The sequence below is a fragment of the Nocardiopsis eucommiae genome (assembly GCF_965344335.1).
Taxonomy (GTDB): domain Bacteria; phylum Actinomycetota; class Actinomycetes; order Streptosporangiales; family Streptosporangiaceae; genus Nocardiopsis; species Nocardiopsis eucommiae.
The window spans coordinates 45,209-67,441 of record NZ_CBDRIY010000031.1 but is presented as its reverse complement, the minus strand read 5'-3'; the positions used below and the strand labels follow the sequence as shown (position 1 = coordinate 67,441).

Annotated in this window: 19 protein-coding genes; 9 read left to right on the top strand and 10 right to left on the bottom strand. The window is 70.6% G+C overall.

What is annotated here, in order from left to right; genetic code table 11:
* Positions 1-31: 31 nt before the first annotated feature.
* The 6 genes from alc to uraD all read right to left on the bottom strand — a co-directional run bounded on the left by alc (position 32) and on the right by uraD (position 6,038).
* The gene (gene alc, locus ACRWK8_RS19380) at positions 32-1,159 is read right to left on the bottom strand and encodes an allantoicase (RefSeq protein WP_431871993.1); all 1,128 of its coding nucleotides are present in this window, start codon (positions 1,157-1,159) and stop codon (positions 32-34) included.
* Between the two features lie 75 nt (positions 1,160-1,234).
* Positions 1,235-2,173 (bottom strand): LysR family transcriptional regulator, encoded by a 939-nt coding sequence (locus ACRWK8_RS19375; protein WP_378741080.1) that lies wholly within the window; start codon positions 2,171-2,173, stop codon positions 1,235-1,237.
* Positions 2,174-2,250: 77 nt separating this feature from the next.
* A complete protein-coding gene (locus ACRWK8_RS19370; protein WP_378741082.1) occupies positions 2,251-3,744 on the bottom strand; it encodes a nucleobase:cation symporter-2 family protein in 1,494 nt (497 codons plus the stop codon).
* A 283-nt stretch (positions 3,745-4,027) separates the two neighbouring features.
* On the bottom strand, positions 4,028-4,924 hold the full coding sequence (gene pucL / locus ACRWK8_RS19365; protein ID WP_378741554.1) for a factor-independent urate hydroxylase: 897 nt from the start codon (positions 4,922-4,924) through the stop codon (positions 4,028-4,030).
* A 218-nt stretch (positions 4,925-5,142) separates the two neighbouring features.
* Complete coding sequence (gene uraH, locus ACRWK8_RS19360; RefSeq protein ID WP_378741084.1) at positions 5,143-5,487, bottom strand: hydroxyisourate hydrolase; 345 nt, start codon at positions 5,485-5,487, stop codon at positions 5,143-5,145.
* Positions 5,484-6,038 carry a 2-oxo-4-hydroxy-4-carboxy-5-ureidoimidazoline decarboxylase gene (uraD, locus tag ACRWK8_RS19355; protein WP_378741086.1) on the bottom strand — a complete coding sequence of 185 codons (555 nt, stop codon included), beginning with the start codon at positions 6,036-6,038 and terminating at the stop codon, positions 5,484-5,486. The genes uraH and uraD overlap by 4 nt, the downstream gene beginning before the upstream one ends.
* Before the next feature lie 420 nt (positions 6,039-6,458).
* Between uraD and ACRWK8_RS19350 the strand changes: the two genes are divergently transcribed.
* The 3 genes from ACRWK8_RS19350 to gcl all read left to right on the top strand — a co-directional run bounded on the left by ACRWK8_RS19350 (position 6,459) and on the right by gcl (position 10,158).
* On the top strand, positions 6,459-7,256 hold the full coding sequence (locus ACRWK8_RS19350) for a hydroxypyruvate isomerase family protein (protein WP_378741088.1): 798 nt from the start codon (positions 6,459-6,461) through the stop codon (positions 7,254-7,256).
* Positions 7,257-7,333: 77 nt separating this feature from the next.
* The gene (locus tag ACRWK8_RS19345; RefSeq protein WP_431871989.1) at positions 7,334-8,224 is read left to right on the top strand and encodes a 2-hydroxy-3-oxopropionate reductase; all 891 of its coding nucleotides are present in this window, start codon (positions 7,334-7,336) and stop codon (positions 8,222-8,224) included.
* 218 nt (positions 8,225-8,442) lie between these two features.
* Positions 8,443-10,158, top strand: coding sequence for a glyoxylate carboligase (gene gcl / locus ACRWK8_RS19340; protein ID WP_378741092.1), 1,716 nt, complete (start codon positions 8,443-8,445; stop codon positions 10,156-10,158).
* Between the two features lie 284 nt (positions 10,159-10,442).
* Here the strand turns inward: gcl and ACRWK8_RS19335 are convergent, their stop codons facing one another.
* The 3 genes from ACRWK8_RS19335 to ACRWK8_RS19325 all read right to left on the bottom strand — a co-directional run bounded on the left by ACRWK8_RS19335 (position 10,443) and on the right by ACRWK8_RS19325 (position 14,267).
* Positions 10,443-11,705: a M14 family metallopeptidase gene (locus ACRWK8_RS19335; protein WP_431871987.1), complete on the bottom strand. Its 1,263-nt coding sequence runs from the start codon at positions 11,703-11,705 to the stop codon at positions 10,443-10,445.
* Between the two features lie 650 nt (positions 11,706-12,355).
* The gene (locus ACRWK8_RS19330; RefSeq protein ID WP_378741096.1) at positions 12,356-12,838 is read right to left on the bottom strand and encodes a hypothetical protein; all 483 of its coding nucleotides are present in this window, start codon (positions 12,836-12,838) and stop codon (positions 12,356-12,358) included.
* A 10-nt stretch (positions 12,839-12,848) separates the two neighbouring features.
* The gene (locus ACRWK8_RS19325) at positions 12,849-14,267 is read right to left on the bottom strand and encodes a helix-turn-helix domain-containing protein (protein WP_488186462.1); all 1,419 of its coding nucleotides are present in this window, start codon (positions 14,265-14,267) and stop codon (positions 12,849-12,851) included.
* Positions 14,268-14,570: 303 nt separating this feature from the next.
* On the opposite strand from ACRWK8_RS19325, the gene ACRWK8_RS19315 reads away from it, so the two are divergent.
* From ACRWK8_RS19315 to leuA, 3 genes are all read left to right on the top strand, one after another.
* A complete protein-coding gene (locus ACRWK8_RS19315; RefSeq protein ID WP_378741099.1) occupies positions 14,571-15,695 on the top strand; it encodes a methyltransferase domain-containing protein in 1,125 nt (374 codons plus the stop codon).
* A gap of 11 nt (positions 15,696-15,706) precedes the next feature.
* On the top strand, positions 15,707-16,189 hold the full coding sequence (locus tag ACRWK8_RS19310) for an ATP-binding protein (protein WP_431871984.1): 483 nt from the start codon (positions 15,707-15,709) through the stop codon (positions 16,187-16,189).
* 445 nt (positions 16,190-16,634) lie between these two features.
* On the top strand, positions 16,635-18,335 hold the full coding sequence (gene leuA, locus ACRWK8_RS19305) for a 2-isopropylmalate synthase (protein WP_378741103.1): 1,701 nt from the start codon (positions 16,635-16,637) through the stop codon (positions 18,333-18,335).
* Between the two features lie 403 nt (positions 18,336-18,738).
* Here leuA and ACRWK8_RS19300 read toward each other — a convergent pair whose 3' ends face one another.
* Positions 18,739-19,485 (bottom strand): CAP domain-containing protein, encoded by a 747-nt coding sequence (locus ACRWK8_RS19300; RefSeq protein ID WP_431871982.1) that lies wholly within the window; start codon positions 19,483-19,485, stop codon positions 18,739-18,741.
* 337 nt (positions 19,486-19,822) lie between these two features.
* Between ACRWK8_RS19300 and recO the strand changes: the two genes are divergently transcribed.
* The 3 genes from recO to ACRWK8_RS19285 are packed head-to-tail and all read left to right on the top strand — an operon-like array spanning position 19,823 to position 22,175.
* A complete protein-coding gene (gene recO / locus ACRWK8_RS19295; protein WP_378741108.1) occupies positions 19,823-20,554 on the top strand; it encodes a DNA repair protein RecO in 732 nt (243 codons plus the stop codon).
* Positions 20,551-21,378, top strand: coding sequence for an isoprenyl transferase (locus ACRWK8_RS19290; protein WP_431871980.1), 828 nt, complete (start codon positions 20,551-20,553; stop codon positions 21,376-21,378). The genes recO and ACRWK8_RS19290 overlap by 4 nt, the downstream gene beginning before the upstream one ends.
* A complete protein-coding gene (locus ACRWK8_RS19285) occupies positions 21,378-22,175 on the top strand; it encodes an SGNH/GDSL hydrolase family protein (RefSeq protein ID WP_378741112.1) in 798 nt (265 codons plus the stop codon). Before ACRWK8_RS19290 ends, ACRWK8_RS19285 begins: the two co-directional genes overlap by 1 nt.
* Positions 22,176-22,233 lie beyond the last annotated feature (58 nt).

The following is a 22,233-nucleotide window of genomic DNA, read 5'->3' as shown; positions in this document are numbered from 1 at the left end:
CTGACGCGTGCCCGCCCTGGTCTCTGCGCGGTCAGCCCCGGGTGGCTTCCCAGCGGTCGCGGAGGTCGGCGGTGCCGGTCTCGGTGAGGGAGCCGTACACGTTCAGGCGGGCCATGCCGCCGTCGGGGAACACGTCGGTGCGCACGTGGGTGGCGGTGACCGGCGAGTCCAGGACGAAGCGGTGGGCGCTGTCGGGCTGGAGCCGCGTGCGGCCGACGATCTCGAACCACGCGTCCGGGGTGTCCGAGTGCGTGTCGCGGCCCAGGATGGTCACCCATCCGGCCGAGTTGCCCTTGAGGTAGGCGGTGTCCAGCTCGATGGCGCGGACGGAGGCCTGGGCGGTGAGGCGGAAGCGCACCCAGTCGTTGCCGGTGTCGCGGCGGCGGCGGTTCTCCCAGCCGTCGTCCATCTTGTGCGAGCGACCCGGCAGGATGATGTTCTCCGGCGAGGAGTAGAAGCGGTCCGAGGCGTCCTCGACCGTGCCGCCGTTGACCAGCGCGGCCAGGTCGAAGCCGCCGAGGGCGGACAGCCAGGCCGGGTCCGCGACGGGCTCGCCGTACACGCGCAGGCGGGCGACGCCGCCGTCGGGGAACTGTTTGAGGCGCAGGTGTGTCCAGCGGCGCTCGACGTCGATCTCGTAGCCGTTCTCGGCGTGGCCGTAGACCGGCGTGCGGGCGACGAGCTCGGTCCAGTCGGCGGCCAGGAGCTCCTCGGTGGTGGGGGTCCCGTCGACGTGCGTCACCTCGACGCTGATCTCCGTGGGGTGGTTGCCCCGGAAGTGCGCCGTGTCCACGACGACGCCGCGGATGACGCCGGGCAGCGCGAGGCGGACCAGCGCCCAGTCGTGGTCGTCGGCGGTGGGGTGCGGCTGCTCGGCGCTCACACCACGGCGACGGCGGGTCTCCCACCCGTCCATGACCTTGCCCTTGTGCCCGAAGTGGTGCGGGTCGAACAGCGCGGGCTCCGTCCGCAGCATGTTCTCGCGGTGGGCGAAGAACTCGTCGTTGGCGGCGACGACACCGGCGCCCAGACGTCGGTCGGCGAGGTCCACCAGCCCGGCGAAGTCCAGTTCGGTCTTCCTGAAGTCGGCGTAGGGGTCGCCACCGGGGTACGGCTGGGCGTTGTAGGCGCGGGGGTCGAAGGACGGGTCCTGGCTCACGTTGCTCCTGTCGGTCGGGGTCTTCCTTCAGACTCGCAGGAGGGACCGGTTAATTCCAGCGAAAGTTTTTGATCATTATGTTCGCCTTGCCTGAACGGTTGTCAGCCGTGCGGCGGCGTCGGCCAGAGCCCTGAGGGCGAGGGCGATCTGCGGCCGTTCACCGGAGCCGGACCGCACGGCGGTGACCACGTGGCGGCGGGGCTGGTCGGCGTGCGGCACCCGCAGGGTGACCCCGGGCGCGTCGCGGGCGGCGGCCAGGCGGGGGATCAGCGCGATCCCCATCCCGGCGGCGACCATGTCGAGGATGGCCCGCCAGTCCGAGGCCACGTGTGCCTGCTCGGGCACGAACCCCGCCTGGGCGCAGGCGGCGAGGGTGATGTCCCGCCACGGTCCGGAGGCGCCGTAGATCCAGGGTTCCTCGGCGAGGTCCCGCATCCGCAGCGCCGTCGTGGTGGCCAGACGGTGCTGGGCGGGCAGGGCCACGTCGAGGGGGTCGGTGAGCAGTTCGGTGCGGTCGTAGCGGCCGTCGTTACTGGTGGGGGCCTGCGCTGCCAGGGAGAGGCCGATGTCGATCTCCCCGGCGGAGAGGAGGTCGTACACCTCCGCGGCCTCGGCCTGGTGCACCCGGGTGCGCAGCCCGGGGTGGTCGGCGCGCAGCGCGTTGAGGGCGGGGACCACCAGCCCGGGGATCGCGGTGGCGAAGGTGCCCACGCGTACCCGTCCGGCCTCACCCCGGACGAACCCGTCCAGTTCGGCCTCGGCCCTCTCCAGCTGGGCGAGCACCACGTCGGTGTGCCGCAGCAGCACGTGCGCGGCGTCGGTGAGGCGGACTCGGCGTCCGTGCGCCTCCAGCAGCGCCACCCCGACCTGCTGGGAGAGGGACGAGAGCTGCTGGGAGACGGCCGAGGGGGTCATGGACAGGGCCTCGGCGGTCGCCCGGACGGTGCCGAGCTCTTCGAGGGTGCGGAGTACGCGCAGCTTGCGCAGGTCCCAGTCGGTCACCCTCACAGGCATACCATTCACCGTCACTTAACAGAAGCGGGGCGGGCGCGTGGTCACGGCGCTCCGCCCCGGGGAGAGGGGGACCCGGGTCAGGTGCGGTCGGCGTCGGTGCTGCGGTAGGTGGCGCCCGCCTGGTCCGTGTACTTGGCCTCACCGGGCCCCGCGCTGCCGATGTCGGCCCGGTCGATGTCGGCGGGGTCGGCGGAGGGGCCGCGACCGATCACGTTGAAGCAGATGTTCAGCAGGATCGACACGATGGCCGCGCCGATGATGCCCGAGTGGGCGATCAGCTCGACGGACTCCGGCAGGAAGGCGTAGAAGGTCGGGTAGGCGAGCGGGATGATGGCCACGCCGACGGAGGCCGCGACCAGGATGAGGTTGAGGTTGTTGGTGAAGTCCACCTTGGCGAGGGTCTTGATGCCGCTGGCCGCGACGCTGCCGAACAGCACCAGGCCCGCGCCGCCCAGGACCGGGGTGGGGATGGCGGCCATGACCCCGCCGAGCACCGGGAACATGCCCAGGACCAGCAGGATGCCCGCGCCGGTGGCCACCACGTAGCGGCTGCGGATACCGGTGAGGGCGAGCAGTCCGATGTTCTGCGCGAACGAGCTGGTGGGGGTGGCGCTGAAGATCGGACCGATGATCGAGCCGCTCACGTCGGCGCGCAGACCGGCCGAGATGCGCTTGGCGTCCACCTTGGACCCGGTGATCTCACCGACCGCGATGATGTGCGAGGCGCCTTCGGTCAGGACCACGAGCATGATGATGCACATGGTGATGATCGCGGCGACCTCGAACTGCGGAGCACCGAAGTAGAACACCGAGGTGGGGTTGAAGACGAGGTCGGCCTCGCCCACCCGGCTGAAGTCGGCCATGCCGAGCGGGACCGCCACGAGCGTGCCCACGACCAGGCCGAGCAGGATGGACAGGCGTCCCCAGATCCCCGGGAACAGGCGGGAACCGACGAGGATGACGGTCAGGGTCAGCCCGGCCAGGGCGAGGTTGGCCACGGGGGCGGCCGGGACCTCGGCGCCGTCCTCCATGACGCGCACCGAGCCGTCCATGATCCAGCGCGCGGCCACCGGCATCAGGCTGACGCCGATCACCGTGATGATCGTGCCGGTGACGATCGGGGGGAAGAAGCGGATGAGCTGCCCGAAGAAGGGGGTCAGGAACAGCGCGAACACACCGGCGGCCATGGACGCGCCGAAGGCGATGGGGAGGTTCTCCCCGTCCTGGCCGGCCGCGAGCGCGGTGATCGCGCTGACGGGCACGAAGGAACAGGCCACCACGATCGGCATCTGCGCGCCGATCCGCTTGTGTCCGACGGTCTGCATGAGGGTGGCGATACCCGCCACCAGGAGCGCGCCGCTGACGAGGATTCCCATGGCGGCGGGGTCGTTCGCGAGCCCAGCGGCGGCGCCGATGACGAGGGCCGGTGCCACCGCACCGGCGTACATGGTGAGGATGTGCTGGAGCCCGTAGACGAGCATGAGCCGCACGGGCAGCTTCTCGTCCTCGGGGCGGGAGGGGGTAGTGGCGGTTGTTGTGGCCGAGTCCTTCGCGGACGGACTGTTCGACATGGCCAGTTTCCAGCCTTTGCGATCGGCGGTCACCGGGAGAGGGGGGTGACCGGGTTCTCCGGGGCGGGTGCCCGGTGGTGTCGCGCCGGCCCCGCACGCCCTGTTTCCGGGCATGCCGAAGGCCGGTGTGGCCCGTTGGTCGGGCAGGCGAGGGTGACCTCGGATGGGGAGGGTCCGGGGCCCGGCCGCACGCGCGGGCCCCGGCGTTCAGAGAGCTCCGAAGAGCACCGGGTCCGACCCGGGGGAGCGCGCGGCACGCCCCGGGGTCGTCACCGGGAGGGGGTTAGATGAAGCCCGGGACGGCCTTCCAGGCGTCACCGGGTGCGGGGGCGTCGTCGCGCTCGACCGTGGCCTCGATCTTGCCGTAGGGCCGGTCGGCGGCGAAGAAGACCTCGTTGGGGTTGTCCAGGCCGAACGCGGAGAGGTCCACCAGGAAGTGGTGGTTGTTCGGCATGGAGAAGCGGATCTCCGCGATCTCGGGGTGGGCCTCCAGGACGGCCGTGCCCATCGCGTACAGCGTCTGCTGGAGGGCGAGGCTGTGGGTCTCGGCGAAGAGCTCCAGGCAGAGGGCCCGGACCGACGCGTAGGCCTTGTCGAAGTCGTGGTCGGTGCCGACGTAGCGCCAGCGGGCCGTCACGTCGGTGGCCAGGATGCGGTCGTCGGTCTCGGCCAGGGTCGTGTACCGGGTCCGGGGGTACCCGTGGAACTCCGAGCCGGTCGACTTGAGGACGGTCAGGCCCTCGAAACCGGAGACCACCCACTCCTTGTCGCCGTCCTTGTTGACGACGGTGGTGCGGGTCTCGGCGCCTCTGCGGGAGAACGCGTGGTCGTGCGGGCCCTTCGAGGTGGCGATCCGGTCCCAGGAGTACTCCTCGATCTCCTGGCGGGCGCCGTACACGTACTCGTGCTCGTCCACGAAGTGGCGGGCCAGACGGAGGGCGAAGTCCTCGATCGCGCCGACACCGCCCCACTCGCGGGCCTTGGCATAGACGGTGTTCTTCTGCGTGTCCGTCGGAAGACACTTGGAGTTGTCGCCCACGGTGTGGACTTCCTCCAGGTCCCCGCGGAGCTGGGAGGTGACGTTGACGTCCTTGATCTGGTGGACGTCCGTGTCGCGCTGGACGTGGACGAGGCGGACCTCCGCCTTGCCGTACTGGTTGTCTCCGAGCCTGATGCCCATCAGGGTGAACTCCATCCGTGTGGATTCGGTTTCATCGCTTGCGCCGCGCGTCGTCGTCGCGTCGGTGCGCCGTGCGTATGAGGGAGGACCGCTGTGGTCATGCGGAAGGACCTGTCACGCACTCGAAGAGGTTGAGGGTGCTACGTGGTGGGTGCCGCCAGGCGGGGCTCCTTCGTTCGTGGGAGGGGAACCGGGTTCTCGCGGGCGCGGGGCCCGGTCTACGAGCCCCGGTAGGTCGAGTAGGCGAACGGGCTCAGGAGCAGGGGCACGTGGTAGTGCTGGTCCTCCTCCGCGAGGTCGAACACGATGCTGACCTCGGGGTAGAAGCCCTTCTGGCCGGTCGCGGCGAAGTAGGCCCCGGTGTCGAAGACGACCCGGTAGTACCCGGCGGAGAGTTGGTCGGGCCCCAGGTCGGGCACGCGGCCGTCACTGTTGGTGCGGCCCTCCGCGACGGTGGTCCAGGAGGTGCGGCCGGGGTCGGAGGCGGCCTCCAGGCGTACCGGGACGTCGCGGGCGGGAGCTCCCAGCGCGGCGTCCAGGATGTGGGTGGTCACGTGGCTCATGCTGCCTCCAGGAGTTTGACCAGGCGGAGTGCGGAGATCTGACGGAGCTCCTCACCGACCACGGTCAGCTCGGTCTCGGGGTCGTTGTCGAGCCGGGCGACCAGGTCCGCGAGGAGTTCGCGTCCGCTGCGGCCGCTGGCGCAGACGAGGTAGATCTGCCCGAATCTCCCCTCGTACTCGCCCTGGGCGAACGTGAAGATCCGCTGGACCCTGGTGGAGGCGTCGTCGGTGTCGGCCGCGAACGCCGCCTGTTCCCCGCGTGACCAGGCCGACTCGGTGTCCTGTCCCTGGGCCTTCTCCCCGATGCGGGGGTGTCGGGCCAGCGCGGTGGCCACCTCCTCGGTGGTGATGCCCCGCGCGTGGGTGTCGGCCACCGAGAGCAGGCTCCGACGGTCCGCGTAGGGCGCCTCGGACGCCACTGCCTCGACCCAGCGGTCCACGTTCAGGCACTGGGCGAGTTCGGTGCGCAGGTCCTGCGGAGGCAGGGCGTTCAGACGCGCCAGACCCGGCTCGGGGGTCGCCCCCGACGAGGTCGGGGTGGTCTCGGGCATGTGTTCTCCCGTGGCTCGGCCGGCACTCGTCCGTCACGCGGTGTGCGGTGCTGGATCGTCGTACCGGCCTGGGCTTTCGTAGTGCAGATACCTGATTCCGTATTACGGATTGCAGGGACTCTAGTTGATGGCAGTGTGACCTTGTCAACACTCGCAAGGGGAGAAATCGGAAAAACAGTTGAAACTGTGGCCTGGGGCGAAGAAAAGAGGAAGTTCCTGCTCCCTCATGAGGCTCCCGGGATGGATGGGGTCGTGACCTCGGTGTTCGGCGGGGATGGCGGCGGGGGTGCGCGCGGGGGCGGCGGGGAGGTTGGCCCGGCGGGGTGGTTGACAAGTGGCGGTGGTCCGGCCCACACTCAGATCATTCCTTAAAGTGAAAACTACTTTCCGCAATACGGAAGTGGATCTCGGAGGCAACGCATGAGCCACACGCTCGGGTACACGGTGAACTGCTCCCTGCTGTTCACCGAGCTCCCCGTCAACGAGCGCCCCCGGGCCGCACGCGACGCGGGCTTCCACGCCGTCGAGTTCTGGTGGCCCTTCGAGAGCGCCACCCCGGCGCAGGCGGAGATCGACGCCTTCGTCGCCGCCCTCGACGACGCGGACGTGCGTCTGAGCGGCCTCAACTTCTTCGCCGGCCAGCTCCCCGGCCCCGACCGCGGCGTCCTCTCCCACCCCTCCCGCGCCGACGAGTTCCTCGCCAACGCCGAGGTGGTCGCGCAGATCGCGGAGCGCACCGGCACCACCGGCTTCAACGCCCTCTACGGCCTGCGCCAGGACGGCGTGGACCCCGCCGAGCAGGACCGCCTCGCCGTGCGCAACGCGGTGGCCGCCGCCGACGCCGTGGCCAAGGTCGGCGGCACCGTCCTCGTCGAGCCCATCAGCGGCTCCGAGGACTACCCGCTCAAGACCGCCGCCGAGGGCCTCGCCTTCGTCGCGAAGGTCAGGGAGGCCGGGGCCGAGAACGTCGCCCTCCTCGCCGACTTCTTCCACCTGGCCGTCAACGGCGAGGACGTGGCCGCCGTCGTCCGCGACCACGCCGCCGAGTTCGGGCACATCCAGATCGCCGACGCCCCCGGACGCGGCGAGCCCGGCACCGGCGCCCTGCCCCTCGACGAACTCCTCACCGCCGCCCAGGCGGGCGGCTACCGGGGCCTGGTCGGCCTGGAGTACAAGCCGACCGTGCCCAGCGCCGAGAGCTTCGGCTGGCGCGACTGACCCACCGGTCCCAGCGGTTACCCTCACCGCACCAGCCACAGCACGACCAGCCACACCACAGCCTGAAAGGGGCCGTCATGGCCGCCAAGAAGATCGCCTTCATCGGCCTGGGCATCATGGGCCTGCCCATGGCCGTCAACCTCGTCCGCGCGGGCCACACCGTCACCGGTGTCAACCGCAGCAGCGCCCGGGTGGACGCCCTGGTCTCTGAGGGCGGCCTGCGCGGCGGGAGCGTCGCCGAGGCCGTCTCCGACGCCGACGTGGTCATCACGATGGTCCCGGACTCCCCGGACGTCGACCAGGTCCTGCGCGGTGAGGGCGGCGTCTACGACCACGCCAAACCCGGCACCCTCGTCATCGACATGAGCACCATCCGCCCCGACGTCGCCCGCGAGCTGGCGGCGGCCGGTGCCGAACGCGGCCTGCGCGTCCTGGACGCCCCGGTCAGCGGCGGCGAGGCCGGTGCGATCGAGGCCAAGCTGTCCATCATGGTCGGCGGCGCGGCCGAGGACTTCGAGGCGGCGCGCCCCGTCTTCGACGTCCTGGGCACCACCCCGGTCCTGGTCGGCCCCAGCGGCTCCGGACAGACCGTCAAGGCCGCCAACCAGCTCATCGTCGCGGGCAACATCCAGCTCCTCGCCGAGGCCCTGGTCTTCCTGGAGGCCCACGGCGTGGACACCGAGTCCGGCCTGGAGGTCCTGGGCGGCGGGCTCGCGGGCAGCACCGTGCTCCAGCGCAAGGGCCGGGGCATGCGCGAGCGCGACTTCGCCCCCGGCTTCCGGATCGCCCTGCACGACAAGGACATGCGCATCATCACCGACTCCGCGAGCGCCGCCGGTGTGGCGATCCCGCTGGGGTCCCAGGTGGCGCAGTACGTGGCCGCGCTCAAGAACCAGGGCCACGGCGGTCTCGACCACTCGGCCCTGCTCAAGATCGTCGAGCAGCTCTCCGGCCGCGACGGCGAGTAGGACCCCCGGCCGCCCCGGCGGTCTCGGAACCACCAGCGTCACCTCCGGCCACACAGCTCCGTATGACCGGGGCGGTGCGCCGCCTCCGGGTGTTGGCCCACCCGGAAGGCAGGCGGTCGCACCGCCCACCCCTGGCACTCACCCCGGATGGTCGGGGCGCCCCCACCCCGGGGCGCCCCGGCACTTCCCACCACCCCAGCACTGAAGGGTTCGCTCCCATGGCGAAAATGCCCGCGATGAACGCCGTCGTGGAGGTCCTCAAGGACGAGGGCGTCGACACCGCCTTCGGCTGCCCCGGCGCGGCGATCCTCCCCCTCTACAAAGCGATGGAGGAGGTGGGCGGCATCGAGCACCTGACCGTCCGCCACGAGGAGGGCGCCACCCACATGGCCGACGGCTGGTCGCGCACGACCGGCAGGGTCGGCGTGGCCATCGGCACCTCCGGCCCCGCCGGAACCAACATGATCACCGGCCTGTACACCGCCATCGCGGACTCCGTCCCGATCGTGTGCATCACCGGCCAGCAGCGCACCGACCTGCTGGACAAGGAGGGCTTCCAGGCGGTCGACATCGTCGAGATCGCCAAGCCCGTCACCAAGTGGGCCGTCCAGATCAAGGAGGCGGCCACCGCCCCGTGGATCTTCCGTGAGGCCTTCCGGATCGCGCAGGAGGGCCGTCCGGGCCCCGTACTCGTCGACATCCCGGTGGACGTCGCCCAGCAGCTCATCGAGTACGACCCCGAGCTGGACGCCGCGCTCAAGATCAACACGGTCGAGCCGCACCTGCCCCGGGTCGAGCGCGCCCTGGACCTGCTGCTCGCGGCCGAGCGCCCGCTCATCCTCGCCGGTGGCGGGGTGATCCTGGCCGAGGCCTCCGAGGACCTGCGCGCGCTGGCCGAGCACCTCCAGGTCCCGGTCCAGGTCACCCTCATGGGCAAGGGCTCCTTCGACGAGGACTCGCCCCTGTACTCCGGCATGACCGGCGTGCAGACCTCCCAGCGCTACGGCAACGCCTCCTTCCTGGAGTCGGACCTGGTCCTGGCCGTGGGGGCGCGCTTCGCGGACCGCCACACCGGCCAGATCGACGTCTACCGGGGCGAGCGCACGTTCATCCACGTGGACATCGAGGCCACCCAGATCGGCCGGGTCTTCGAACCCGACCTCGGCGTGGTCTCCGACGCCGGGCTGTTCCTCCGGGAGCTGCTGGCCGCCGCCAGGCGCCGCGACGCCAAGGCGAACGTCGGCGCGTGGATCGAGCGGGTCAACGAGCTCAAGACCACCCTGACCCGCCGCGAGGACTTCGACACCGTCCCCGTGAAGGCGCCCCGCGTCTACAAGGAGATCAACGAGGTCTTCGACGAGGACACCTACTTCGTCACCGCCATCGGCCTCTACCAGATCTGGGGCGGCCAGCACCAGAAGGCGTACAAGCCGCGCCACTACCAGATCTGCGGTCAGGCGGGCCCGCTCGGCTGGGAGATCCCGGCGGCCATCGGCGTCAAGAAGGCCCTCAAGCACACCGAGCCGGACGCCGAGGTGGTCGGCATCGTCGGCGACTACGGCTTCCAGTACATGGTCGAGGAACTCGCGGTCGCGGCCCAGTACAACGTGCCGTACGTGATCATCATGCTCAACAACGAGTACCTGGGCCTGATCCGCCAGGCGTCGATCCCGTTCGACATGAACTACCAGGTGGACATCCACTACGACGAGTACGGCACCGACAGCGTGAAGCTGATGGAGGCCTACGGCTGCTCCGGCCGTCGCGTCTGGGAGCCGGGGGAGATCCGGGAGTCCCTGGAGTGGGCCCGCAAGGAGGCACAGTCCACCTCCCGCCCGGTGCTGGTCGAGATCATGATCGAGCGCGAGGCCAACACCCCGCACGGTCCGGCCATCAACGCCGTCAGGGAGTTCGAGCCGCTGCCCGGCGAGTAGCTCCCAGGCCCGGCCGCTCCGGCGACCGGGCCCCACAGACCGCCACGGGGTCGGACCTGCACCCCGACCCCGTGGCACGGGCCCCCTCCGCGACCGGCAGGTGGGGGCCCGCACCAGCCCCGGGGGGTGGTGACGTTCTTCGCTGGCTCAGCGCCACCCCCCGGTTCCGCCACCGGACCCCGGGCGTTCCCGGGGTCCGGACAAGAGCGAACCCCCTCGCGCGTGCGGACCTTATCTCGGCACGCGCGAGGGGGCGTTCTGTCGCCCGGGCCCCGACCACGAGGTCAGGAGCAGTAGGCCTCCTCCTCGCCGATGATGCGATAGGGGCAGTCCGCGTAGTCGAGCAGGCGCAGCACGGCCTCCTCGTTGCGGGCGGTCTCGCGTTCGATCACCGAGGAGGGCGGGTAGAAGCCGCCGTCCTGGGGCGATTTCGGATACATCTCGTACGTGTAGTTCACGATGCCCTGGTCGGCCCAGAGCCAGTCGTTGATGGACCCGTCCGTGACGTAGAGATCGCTGGACTGCTGGGGCGTGTAGCCGTTGGCCTCGGCCATGTACTCGCCCAGGGCGCGGTGGGTGTCGTACTCCTCGCGGTTCATGCCGTCGGTGACCTCGTCGTACGTGTACCCGTACGGCCACAGGATGAGCTCGCTGTAGGTGTGGAAGTCGATGGCGCTGGTGATCTGCTGCTCGCCGTTCACCACGCGACCGCGCACGAAGTCCGCGACGGCTTGGACCTCGGGGGCCGACTCGGCGGAGTCCCCCCGGTAGGTGATGCTGCTCGGGTCGCCCGAGGAGCCGTTGCAGCAGCCCCAGTTGTGGGCCCAGTTGCGGTTGAGGTCGGTGCCGATCGCGGAGGTCCCCTCGTTGGGGGAGCGGTTCTTGCGCCAGTCCCGCCAGGTGTCACCCGCCATGTCGTACTCGCTGCCGTCCGGGTTGACGTTCGGCAGGATCCAGATCTCCCGGCTGTCCACCAGACCGGTCACACGCTCGTCCTCGCCGTACCCGTCGGTGAGCAGGCGCATCAGGTGGATCGCCATCTCCACGGTCAGGTGCTCGCGGGCGTGCTGGGAGTGGGTGAACAGCACCTCGGGCTGGTCCTCGTCCACGGACACGTTGTCGCTGATCTTCACCGCGACGAGGTCGCGGCCCTCGTGGGACTGCCCGTACACCTCCTGTGCGGCGATGTCGGGATGGGCCGCGACGAGGTCGTCGATGATCTCCAGCAGTTCCGGGTAGGTCGTGTAGCCCGGATCGGGGTTGGCGAAGGTCTCGGGGAGGGCGTACGGCTCGGCGGCGTAGCCGAGCTCGCCGAGCTCCGCCATGTCGTGCACCGAACCGGTGACCAGGACGGACTCCTCCCCGACGTGGTCGATGGCCACGCCGGACGCGGCTATCCGCGACCGTTCCTCGGCGGTGGTCACACCGGAGATCTCGTACAGGTCGTAGGAGGGTTCGGCGGTCGCGCCGCCCGGTGTCAGCAGCCCGAGCAGGAGGGCGCTCGCGGCGACCGGGACCAGTGTTCTTCGAACGGGGGTGAGGGACACGATGCCTCCGTAGAGCGGGGGTGAGGCTTCGGATATGTGGCGATATTGGAGATCGGGGCGCCCGGAACTGTCAATGTGGAAGGCCCCGTGCCGCAGGGGTTCGGAATCGTCTGGTTTGACGGCCTTGCCACGTGAAGCCCGCTTTTCCTGTCACGACTCACTCGCTCTCCGTGTCCGGATGTGGCCACGACGGAACCGGGTTCCGTGGATGGTGACAGTGGGGGAGAAGTGAAGGCTAGGTGGTCCGCGGCGGACGGCGCCACGGGGCGCGCCGGGATTCGGGTGGCGTGCGGTGTGGCGCGTGTGGTCTCGGTGATCAGGAGTGGCGTGAGGGGAGGGGTGTGTTCCGGCGGGAGTGACGGTCGGTCCGTGCCACGGAGCGGGGCACCGGTGGGCGCGGCGAGCGGCCCGCCGTGCCGGTGGCACGCGTCGGGTGTGTGTCGCTCCTGTGCCTGGGACCCCGCCCTCGGCCGAGTTTCGGGAAAACGCGGACACGGGCGGGTCCCGGGGGCTAGGTTGTGAGCAAGGCCGTGGAAACCCCCACGGCGCGGCCACGCCGGTCCACGGCCTGGCCATGCTCGACGGAGTCCCCGGTGTGCGTGTCGGAGACTCCTCGGTCCGGGGGAGGGATGGGGTGAGCCACGGGGTCCTCAGCCGCGCCGCACGCCGTCCGGCCAGATCACCTCGACCGGCAGCCCTCGCTGACGGGCGGTCTCCACGGCGTCCCCGGTCCCGCCGTGGCCGTCGGCCGGTTGACCGTCCCACACCGCGAAGAGTCGGTCCGCCTGGGACATCAGGGTCCGGTTCGCGGCTTCGTACGCCGCACGGCCCGCACTGCGGTGCGGCATGTAGCGGACCGAGTCGGCGCGGATGAGCAGCTCGTCGAACGAGTCCCGTTCGTGCGGCTTGACCTTGTTCTCGCGGTAGTCAGCCGAGGGAAGGACCACCTCCACGCGCCCGCCCGCCTCCAGAACCGCCGACGCGAACAGCTGGTCCGCGCCACGAGCCAGGCACGAGATCCCCACCAGCTCCCCGTCGCTGTACGGGGCGAGGGCGTCGGCCAGTGCCCCCCTCACGACCTGCGCACTGTTCCCTGTCAGGTTCGAATGTCCGGTGATACCTATCCGTGTCACAGCATCCCTTTCACGTTCGGGGCAGTGGAAGCAGGGTAAAGGAGAGCTCCTCGCGCAGCTGCGCCACGTCCGGGTCCCGGTGCAGGACGGCCGCTTCGGTGTGCCAGTCCTCGATCCGTCGCCGTACGCGTCCCGACCCGATGGCCGAACGGGATCCCAGCACACTGCGCACCGACGCGGCGGAGGCGGCGGGCTCACCGAGCACCAGGTAGGTCCGGCCCAACCCGACCTGGTCGAACGCGCGTCCCTTCTCCTGGTCGTCACCCCGTGATTCCAGGGCCCGCAGGAGGTACTCGGTCGACACCTCCGCGTACCGGCGCCTCTCCGCGGGCTCGTCCTGGAGCCGACCCAGGTCCCGGTAGCGGGCGCCGATCACCCCCGAGAGTTCCGCGCCGTTGAAGCTCCTGGCCCACAGGGGCAGGTCGTCCCCTCCCTGCGAGAACAGGTCCTCGGCCTGGTGGACGGAGCGGCGGAAGGCCGCGGCCCGGCCCATGTGCGCGTAGGACCACGCCTCCCGCGTGCGTAACAGGGAGCGGGCGACGGGTGCCAGTCCGAGGGACTCGGACTTGTCGAGGGCCAGCCGGATGAGGTCGAGCGCGTCCTCGGGACGGTGCAGGTCGAGCATCTGGCGGGCCATGTCGGCCAGGACGCCGATGCCGTAGGCCCGGTGTTCGGGCCCGGCCTGTTGCAGGGCCCGGAGCGAGATTCCGTAGTAGCGCTGCGCGGTGGCGTGGTCCCCGGAGTCGAAGGACATCGACGCCACGATCTTGGCGAGCTCCGCCATCACGGCGAAGAGCCTCGACTGCACCTGGGCGCCCTGCGGGTTCTCCACGAGTTCGGAGACCTCGGAGAGCTGGCCGATCACCGCCTTCCTCCGCGTCCCCATCCGCCACCTCTCGCGCCAGTGCCTCAGGCAGACCGTGGCGGCCTCGATCCTTTCGAGTTCCAGTTCCCCGATCGAATTCCGACCGTTCACCGGTCCCGCGGCGCGCGGCGCCAACCAGCGTTCGACCAGCTCCGTCAGGGCGGCGCCAGCGATCAATCCTCCGCCGACGGCGAAAGCGTCTCTGCGTTTCATCAGGTCCCTCAACGTGATCTCGGCGATGTCCCCCGCCGTTGTGGTGGAGGGAGAGAATTCGCCATGCTGTGGAGACAGTTCTGTCCCGGGACCCACATGATCATGCCTTTCCGGGCCATCGGCGAGTCCGAGGGCACGTCTGGCCTGGGTGGGCATCTCCAGGCCGTCCGCGACACGCAGCCACGTGTTGAGCGCGGTGACGGACCTGCGCCCCGACATGATCGCGCTCACGTGGGGCTGTGCCATGTCAACGGCTGATCCGATCACCTGTTGGCTCGCGCCGGTGTGCTGCCGAAGGAGGCCGAAGAGCCTCCCCGCGTCCCGTTCCGTGAGGGAGCGGCGGACGTCCATGCGGCTCCAGAATGGAAGTGGTGGCCTCAGTGCCGCGTGGGCCAGGTGTTTTGGCATTCATACCACCGGTGTATATCCGTTCGGGATTCCGCGAGGAAGGGTGATCGGGTTCCCATGTTCCTGTTCATCCTTACCCAGAACGAACGGCCGTGTAATGGACTCAAGACCCTGATTGGGTCCGGACCGCGGCGGATGGAGTCCGTCCACCTTGAAAACCGAGACACGGAGTCGAACGCACCAGCGAAACAGACCCTCGCGAGAAACGGCCCTCGACCCGTCGGAGCTGGTGAACGGGGGGCGTCCGTGACCTCCCACCGGAAGGACCTCGTCGGGCGGCTCCTGACACGGGGCCTGTTACCGATGGAGTGGCGGTCCTCCTTCGAGGCCCTGCCGCGTCACCTCTTCGTGCCCGATCGGTTCGAGGACTCCGAGGGAGTGCGGCTCGACCGGTACGAGGACGAGGACGGGTGGCTTCGCGGGGCCTACGCCGACTCCCAGATCCTGGAGCCGCAGGGAGAGGACCGGACGCGGCGGGTCCGTGTCGCGGTGTGCTCCCCCTCGCTGGCGGCCGAGGTCCTGGGTGCCTCCCGGGCCACACCGGGAATGCAGGTCCTGGAGGTCGGCTCCGGCAGCGGCTACTGCGCCGGGCTCCTCACGATGCGGCTCGGCGACGACGCGGTCACCACGGTGGAGTCGGGCTTCGCGCGATCCGAGCACGTCCGTGTCCGCCTGGCCTCCGCCGGGCTCGAACCGCGTGTGGTCAGCGTCGACACCGACGCGGGGTGGCCGGAGCGGGCGCCCTGCGACCGCGTGCTGGGCTTCGCGCCGGTCGATCGGATCCCCTACGCCTGGATACGCCGGTGCCAGCCCGGCGGACGGGTCCTCGTCCCGTGGGGGGACGCGTCCCTGCAACTGGCCCTGGCCGACCTGCGTGTGGGCCCGGACGGCGTGGCGAGGGGCCGGTTCTCGCCGCTGAGGGCGGGCGAGGGCCATCAGGGCGGGCTCGCGCTCTGGAACCGTCTGTCACGGAGTCTGCGGCCCGAGGCGGACCGGGCCGTTCGCGGTTCCGATCTGGGTCGCGGCGACCTCCTCGACCCCTCGGCGGTGTTCGCGGCGGGGCTCCTCCTCCCCGGGGTGGGGCGGGCCGTGCGCCACGGAGCGGGTCACACGGTGTCCCTGTGCCTCGTGGACCCGGCCACGGGTTCCTGGGCCCTCCTGCGTACGCCGGGCGAACCCAGGTTCGGGAGGTCCGAGGTCCGCCAGAAGGGTCCCCGGTTCCTGGCCGACGAGCTCGAACGGGCCCACGGTCTCTGGCGGGAGGCCGGTCGCCCGGACCCGGGCCGGTTCGGGCTGACGGTGACGCCCGACCGGCAGAGCGTGTGGATCGACGACGAGGCGTCGGTCCTGAGTGTTTCCCCATCATCCTGAGGAGAGCGGCCATGAACCGAACCAGCACCCACCCGACCGAACCCCGCACCGAGCAGCGCTGGAAGTCCCGTTGGTATCCGGGCGACCCCCGCCATATCGGCGTGGCCCGTGGCGATCTGGCTCGGGACCTCTCCCGCCTCCCCGGTGCGGGTGGGGAGACGGAGGACGCCGTGCGGCTCTGCCTCAGCGAGATGTTCACCGGAGCCCTGACCCGGGCCTCCTGGGCCGGCAGGGGGATCGTCGTGTTCCGCAGCCTGTCCCTGCGCGGCGGAGGGGCGTCCCGGCGTGTCTTACGCCTCTCCGTGGGGGAGAGGGAGTCCGCCGAGGTGGCACCGGTCCCGCCGCTCTGGGGAGGCGTGGAGCAGGCCGAGGGGACCGGGCTGACGCTCATCGCGCACTTCGCCAGCCGGTGGGGAAGCAGACGGATCGGCACCGAGGAGGAGTGGGCGTATCTCATGTGGGCCGAGTTCGACCTCGGCGTGCCCGAGCGGTGACGCCCGCGGTGTGAGGAGGTCCGTCGGCGGTACCGGCCCTGCGGTGGCTGGGCTTACCTGCCTGTGGGGGCCTCGGGTGTTGGCCGCACCCTGGGTCCCGCCGACGGACTCCGTATGACCCCCCTAGCACTGAAGGGTTCGCCACCAGGGTAACTGCTCGCGGCTGTATCTTGAAGTCGAGGTACCTGATTTCGAGGATCGGTTGATAGCCACGGAAACCGGGCAGGGCGTCCCAGTTCAGGCAGGGTGAGTCCCACCATGTGGACGTCGGGTACCAGAATTCACGCCCCGTCTGCTAGCGTGACGATCGTTATGCTGCGCGAGCTCCTCCTTCTTAGTGGCCGCGGCGGGGATCGTTAGAAGGTCGGCCCCTCGCCGCGGGACTTCGGCTTGCCGTGTCGACCACGACATCACGCGCCACACTTTTCCCGAGGAGCCCACCGTTATGGTGCCGCAGCAGCAGACCAGCCCCATGCCGTTCCACCGCTACCAGCCGTTCCGGTCGGTGGACCTGCCCGACCGCACGTGGCCGGCCAAGAGCATCACCGAGGCGCCGCGCTGGCTGTCCACCGACCTGCGTGACGGCAACCAGGCACTGATCGAGCCCATGGACGCCACCCGCAAGCACGAGATCTTCCGGCTGCTGGTCACGATGGGCTACAAGGAGATCGAGGTCGGCTTCCCCTCCGCCAGCCAGACCGACTTCGACTTCGTCCGGTCGCTGATCGAGGACGACCTGATCCCCGACGACGTGCAGATCTCCGTCCTGACCCAGGCCCGCGAGGACCTGATCGAGCGCACCGTGCAGAGCCTGGTCGGCGCCAAGCGCGCCACCGTGCACCTGTACAACGCGACCGCTCCCACGTTCCGCCGCGTGGTCTTCCGGGTCGACCGCGAGGCCTGCAAGGACATCGCGGTCCAGGGCACCCGCCACGTGGTGCGCTTCGCCGAGCAGTACCTGGGCGACACCGAGTACTTCGGCTACCAGTACTCCCCGGAGATCTTCGTCGACACCGAGCTGGACTTCGCCCTGGAGGTCTGCGAGGCCGTCATGGACGTGTGGCGGCCCGGCCCCGGGCGCGAGATCATCCTGAACCTGCCCGCCACCGTGGAGCGCTCCACCCCCAACGTCTACGCCGACCAGATCGAGTGGATGAGCCGCAACCTGTCGCGGCGCGAGCACGTGGTCCTGTCCGTGCACCCGCACAACGACCGCGGTACCGGTGTGGCCTCCGCCGAACTGGCCGTCATGGCCGGTGCCGACCGCGTCGAGGGCTGCCTGTTCGGCCACGGCGAGCGCACCGGCAACGTCTGCCTGGTCACCCTGGGCATGAACCTGTTCAGCCAGGGCGTCGACCCGAAGATCGACTTCTCCGACATCGACGAGATCCGCCGCACGGTCGAGCACTGCACCCAGCTGCCGGTCGCGCCCCGCCACCCCTACGGCGGCGACCTGGTGTACACCGCCTTCTCCGGCTCCCACCAGGACGCCATCAAGAAGGGCTTCACCGACCTGGAGGCCCGCGCCGAGGAGGCCGGGAACGCGGTCGAGGACCACCCGTGGGACGTCCCGTACCTGCCCATCGACCCCAAGGACGTGGGCCGCAACTACGAGGCGGTCATCCGGGTCAACAGCCAGTCCGGCAAGGGCGGCGTCTCCTACATCATGCAGCGCGACCACTCGCTGGACCTGCCGCGCCGCCTGCAGATCGAGTTCTCCCAGGTCATCCAGCAGTTCACCGACGCCGAGGGCGGCGAGTTCCCCGCCGACCGGATCTGGGACATCTTCACCCAGACCTACCTGGCCGAGAACGGTCCGGTGGCGGTCCTGGCGCACCGCTCCAGCACCGCCGAGGACGGCACCTACTCGATCCAGGCCGACGCCCGCGTCAACGGTGAGATCCGCGAGCTGAGGGGCACCGGCAACGGTCCCATCTCCGCGTTCGGCGACGCGCTGGCCGACGTGGACGTCAAGGTCCGGGTCATCGACTACGTCGAGCACTCCATGGGTGAGGACGGCAACGCCCGTGCCGCTGCCTACGTGGAGGCCGAGATCGACGGCCGGGTCGTGTGGGGCGTCGGTATCCACAGCAGCATCACCACGGCCTCGCTGAAGGCCATGTGCAGCGCCATCAGCCGCGCCTGATCCACTACCGCCGGGCGCCCCGGGCACAGGGCGGCCGGCTCCCCCCTCGCACTGGGAGGACGGGGCCCGCGACACGCGTCGCGGGCCCCGTCCCGCGTGTGGGGAACCCGTGGCGGGCCCTGCGGCGGAACGCCGACATTCCCCCCCCTGTGCCGAGAGCCCCCCACGCGCCGAGAGATCGTCCAGCGGAGCCCCAGGGTCCCCGGGCGGCCGAGCGGGACACCCGGAGAGGGCCCGGCGGCCACGCGGCGACTCGACGCCGCGCCGCTGTCCGCGGGCCTTCACGCTCTCCGCCGAACCGTTCCGGCTTCCTTCTCCTCCCCAGGGGCGTCGGCCGGAACACGCTCCCGCACACGACGACGGGCCGCGCCCCAGGGGACGCGGCCCGTCGTTTCGGGTCGGGCTACTGGTAGCCGAACTTCTGCGTCCAGGCGTTGCCGGACTCACCGACCCCGATCGCGACCAGGTCGCAGTTGAGGATGTTGGCCCGGTGCCCGGGACTGTTCATCCAGGCGTCCATGACCTGCTCCGCGCTGGTCTGACCCTTGGCGACGTTCTCCGCGCCCCAGGAGCCGTAGCCGTGCCGCTCCGCCCGGTCGCCCGGACCCTCGCCGTCGGGGTTGTCGTGGGCCATGTAGTCGCGGGCGTCCATGTCCTCGCTGTGCTCCTGAGCGGCGGAGGTCAGCTTGGAGTCCACGCGCAGGGCACCGCATCCGTTGGCGGCGCGCTCACTGTTGACCAGGGTCACCACGGCGGTGGCCTGCGGACCTCCGGTGGACGGGCCACCGCCCCCTCCGCCGCCGTTCCCACCGCCACCGTCGTCGGAGCCTCCGCCTCCGCCACCGCTCCCGCCGTCCTCGGGCGCCGACTCCTCGGCCTCCTCGGCGGAGGAGGACGCGGTGACCGTGGAGGTCCTCGGGCCGCCGTCCCCCTGGGGCTCGGCGGCGCTCGGCGTCGCCGTGGGCTCGTCGAAGAAGTCGTCCTCCGCGTCCGTTCCCGGGGCGTTGGCGTCGTCGCTCACCGAGCTCCCGACCCCGCCCGCGTCGGCGGCGGCCGTGCCGTCCGCCGGGCCCGTCGGGTCACCGGTCCCGGCCAGCACCAGTGCGCCGGCCAGGGTCAGCCCCACCGGGACCGCCACCATGGCGGCCACGACCGGCACCCTCCCGCGTCGTGCCGCACGGACCGAGCGCTGTTCGCGGGCGCTCGTCCTGCGTCTGCCTCGACGACCTCGCGCCATATCGCTCTGCCTTCCGGGTTGGGGAATTCCTCGGGCACCCACCTGGGGTTACGGTCACGGTCGTCGGCGCCGCGAGGGAAGGGCGGCGGGACCGAAACCGTCAGGCCCTAGCGCGTGAGAGTAGAGCAAATGCTGAGAAAAGGGAATCCAAACCGTAATAAACCTGTTCAGGGTGGTGCGCGTCATGGCGGCCCGGGGAGGCGGACACGGTGGACCCGGTCCGGTCGGTGCCATCCGCGACAATGGGAGGGTGAGTCTCTACCGCGACGAGGGCGTCGTCCTGCGCAACCAGAAACTGGGCGAGGCCGACCGCATCGTCACCCTCCTGACCCGGCGGACCGGTCTGGTCCGCGCCGTCGGCAAGGGCGTGCGCCGGACCAAGTCGCGCTTCGGCGCCCGCCTGGAACCGTGCACCCACGTCGACCTCCAGCTGCACACCGGCCGGACCCTCGACGTCATCACCCAGGCCGAGACCGTGCGCTCCTACGGCGCCGCCGTGGTCTCCGACTACTCCCGCTACACCGCCGCCACCGCCATGCTGGAGACCGCCGAGAAGATCGTGGCGGTGGAGAAGGACCCGGCCCTGCGCCAGTTCCTCCTGCTCATCGGTGCCCTGCGTACCCTGGGGGAGGGGAGCCACGACTCCCGCCTGGTCCTGGACGCCTACCTCCTGCGCTCCCTGGCGGTGGCCGGGTACGCGCCCGCCCTCACCGAGTGCGCCCGCTGCGCGAGCCGGGGGGAGCACCGTGCGTTCGCGGTGCACGCCGGGGGTATGGTCTGCTCGGTGTGCCGTCCCCACGGTTCCACGCATCCCGCGCCCGACACGCTCCGGCTCATGTCGGCGCTGCTCGGGGGCGACTGGGACAGCGCGGACGCCAGCGACGGTAGGCAGCGCTCCGAGTGCAGCGGGCTGGTCGCGGCCTACCTACAGTGGCACCTGGAAAACGGAATCCGATCACTGCGCCATGTGGAGCGTTCTTGAGTCTGTTCAGCTTCGACAACGGTGGACGGCGCGAGCCGGACCACACCCCGCCCGTCCCGCACCCGAGCGGCGCCCGGCCCCCGGAGGTGCCGGCCGACCTGGTGCCACGGCACGTGGCCGTGGTCATGGACGGCAACGGTCGTTGGGCGAAGGAACGCGGTCTGGCGCGTACCGAGGGGCACAAGGCCGGTGAGTCCTCGCTCTTCGACGTGATCGAGGGCGCCCTGGAGATGGGGATCCCCAACCTCTCCGCCTACGCCTTCTCCACCGAGAACTGGAAGCGCTCGCCGGACGAGGTGCGCTTCCTCCTCGGCTTCAACCGCGACACGATCCGCAACCGCCGCGACGAGCTCCACGCCCGGGGCGTGCGCGTCAAGTGGGCCGGGCGCCCCGGAATGCTCTGGAAGAGCGTCATCAAGGAGCTCAAGGACGCGGAGGAGATGACCCGGGACAACACCCGGCTCACCCTCCAGTTCTGCGTGAACTACGGGGGTCAGGCCGAGATCGTCGACGCCGCCCGCGAGCTGGCCCGCCAGGCCGCCGAGGGGCGCATCTCCCCGGAGAAGATCACCGAGGACACCCTCTCCCAGCACCTGTACGCCCCGGACGTGCCTCCGGTGGACCTGTTCGTGCGCTCCTCCGGTGAGCAGCGGCTGTCCAACTTCCTCCTCTGGCAGTCCGCCTACGCCGAGTTCGTCTTCCTGGAGACGCTCTGGCCCGACTTCGACCGCCGCGACCTGTGGCGGGCCTGTGAGATCTACGCGAGCCGGGACCGTCGGTACGGCGGCGCCGTGCCCAACCCGGTCGCGGAGGGGGGAAAGTGATGGAGCGGACCGACGAAGCACTGGTCAGGCCGGGGATGTCACTCGTCTCGGTCGGGGACAGCTTCACCGAGGGAGTGGGCGACCCCCACCCGGACGGCAGCGGTGTGTTCCGTGGCTGGGCGGACCGACTGGCCGAGCACCTGGCCGACCACGTGGGCGAGATCGAGTACGCCAACCTGGCCGTGCGCGGCAAGCTCATCCGGCAGATCGTCACCGACCAGATCCCGCCCACCCTGGAGATGGCGCCGGACCTGGTCACCCTGTGCGCGGGCGGCAACGACATCCTGCGTCCGGCCGGGGACCCCGAGCGCCTGGCGAAGATCCTCGACCACACCGTGTCCCGCCTGCGCGCCCAGGGCAGCCAGGTGGTCCTGTTCACCGGCGTGAACGTCTCCTCCGGGTACATGCGCGGCACCATCGGGCCGTTCGCGCGCTACTACCTGAACGTGCGCGCGATCGCGGACCGCTACGACTGCTTCCTGGTCGACCAGTGGTCCATGGACGTCCTCACCGACCCCCGCGCCTGGGACGAGGACCGGCTGCACATGTCGCCCGAGGGCCACCGCCGCCTGGCACTGCGCGTGGCCGAGGTCCTGGGCGTGCCCACCGGGGAGCGGTGGGACGAGCCGTGGCCGGAGGCGGAACCGGTCAGCTGGACCGAGGCGCGCCGGGACGACCTGCACTGGGTGAAGGACTCCCTGGGTCCGTGGATCGGCCGCCGCCTCACGGGGAAGTCCTCGGGAGACACGGTGACCGCCAAGCGTCCCGTGCTCACCCCGCTCACCAAGGACCGCTGAGCCGCTCCTCCGACACCGTTCCGGGCACACCGCTCATGGTGTGAGCTCTGCCCCAAAA